Origin of the sequence: Aeromonas sp. R7-1 (genome assembly GCF_040908115.1) — a bacterium.
Classification (GTDB): domain Bacteria; phylum Pseudomonadota; class Gammaproteobacteria; order Enterobacterales; family Aeromonadaceae; genus Aeromonas; species Aeromonas caviae.
Genome location: NZ_JBFODD010000031.1, coordinates 1 through 1,766 on the forward strand (window position 1 = coordinate 1; position 1,766 = coordinate 1,766).

The 1,766-nt window shown below is 55.1% G+C and carries 1 protein-coding gene and 1 pseudogene; both read right to left on the reverse strand.

The annotated features are described in order from the left end of the window. Nucleotides 1-260 (reverse strand): annotated as a pseudogene (gene flaB / locus AB5Y51_RS07035) (flagellin B); the annotation flags it as partial. Nucleotides 261-861: 601 nt separating this feature from the next. After that, on the reverse strand, nucleotides 862-1,761 hold the full coding sequence (locus AB5Y51_RS07040; protein WP_042015962.1) for a flagellin: 900 nt from the start codon (nucleotides 1,759-1,761) through the stop codon (nucleotides 862-864). Nucleotides 1,762-1,766: the final 5 nt, after the last annotated feature.

The window sequence follows — 1,766 nt, forward strand, 5'->3', positions numbered from 1 at the left end:
CCTGTCACTTCGTCCATGGCCCCTTCAGCGGTCTGCGCCAGAGAGATGCCATCGTTGGCGTTGCGGTTGCCCTGGTCCAGGCCGTTTACCTGGGAGGTCAGACGGTTGGAGATCTGCAGACCCGCCGCATCATCCTTGGCGCTGTTGATGCGCAGGCCGGAGGCCAGACGGGTGTAAGAGGTATCCAACGACTTGGTGGTGTTCATCAAGTTACGCTGGGCGTTCAGTGATGAAGTGTTGGTGTTGATAAACATGGCCATAAAAGATTTCTCCTGATGAACAAGAAACTGCGGGTCCTGCTTGCATCAAGCGAGTCAGAATCCCACCGTTCAGATGGACAGATTGAACGGTCTATCTCATCTGGCGGGCCCTCTGTTTGAACGGACGTCGAACCCGCAGTCGCGCAAATGTTGGATTTCCGAACACCCTTCAATTTGCTTCATCATCTGTAACGGCAGCCCTGCCGGAAGCTTTAGGAAAATACTTGCCGCTTTTGGCGACCCAGGTGGCAAAGTACCTCCTCCCTTGATGCAGAAATAGCCGGAGAGAATATTGCCGTGGTGAGTCTGGCAATCAGACAACCATGAGCGGAGTGGAAAGATAACGTCACATTCGATGCTGCGGGTTAGTCGTGGCTGGTTGTGAGTCATCATGAGGCAAGACGGACCGGGACTATCGCGAGGTATCGGTCCAGGAGAATATCATCGTGCATACTACCTTACCGATGATCATCACTTGAGCTGTGGCAAACGCCACAACTGCCTATCGCAAGCAGAAAGACAGGGGCTAAATAAAAAAGGAAGCATAAAATGCTTCCTTTTTAGACCTAGGTGGCATGGACAGCCGCCCTGTCATATGTCATCAGCCCAGAAGCGACAGAGCCGACTGCGGGCGCTGGTTGGCCTGAGCCAGGATGCTGGAAGCCGCCTGTTGCAGGATGTTCTGCTTGGTCATGTTGGCGGTTTCGGTGGCGAAGTCTGCATCACGGATACGGGAGCGAGCGGCAGAGACGTTTTCCGAGATATTGGACTGGTTGCGAATGGTCGAATCCAGCCGGTTCTGCACCGCACCCAGCTCGGCACGCTTGCTGTCCACGATACCCAACATGGAATCGACGGCGGCCAGTACGTTTTGCGCATTAGTCTGAGTACTGATACTGATGCCACCCGCACTACCACTCAAGAAGATGGTGCTCACGGCAAGAGTGCCACCGCTCGCTGCCGTCACAGTAGTGTTCGCTGCAGCAGAAATACCGGAAATGCTAAAACCCCCAGCTTGAGAAAGGCTGAAGCTGATGGTCTGGTTGGCATCCGCCCCTACCTGGAAGCTGCCATTGTAGTTTCCATCCAGCAGCTTGGTGCCAGCGAAGGTGGTATCGGTGGAGATGCGGTTGATCTCGGAGCCCAGCTGATCCACTTCCTTCTGCAGAGCTTCGCGATCCTTGGCGGAGTTGGAGCCGTTGGCAGATTGTTGTGCCAGAGTACGCATGCGTTGCAACATGCCTGTCACTTCGTCCATGGCCCCTTCAGCGGTCTGCGCCAGAGAGATGCCATCGTTGGCGTTGCGGTTGCCCTGGTCCAGGCCGTTTACCTGGGAGGTCAGACGGTTGGAGATCTGCAGACCCGCCGCATCATCCTTGGCGCTGTTGATGCGCAGGCCGGAGGCCAGACGGGTGTAAGAGGTATCCAACGACTTGGTGGTGTTCATCAAGTTACGCTGGGCGTTCAGTGATGAAGTGTTGGTGTTGATAAACATGGCCATAAAAG

What these genes read in the sequence shown, in the direction of transcription:
- AB5Y51_RS07040 (WP_042015962.1), bottom strand. Translation starts at nt 1,761, where the DNA reads ATGGCCATGTTTATCAACACCAACACTTCATCACTGAACGCCCAGCGT.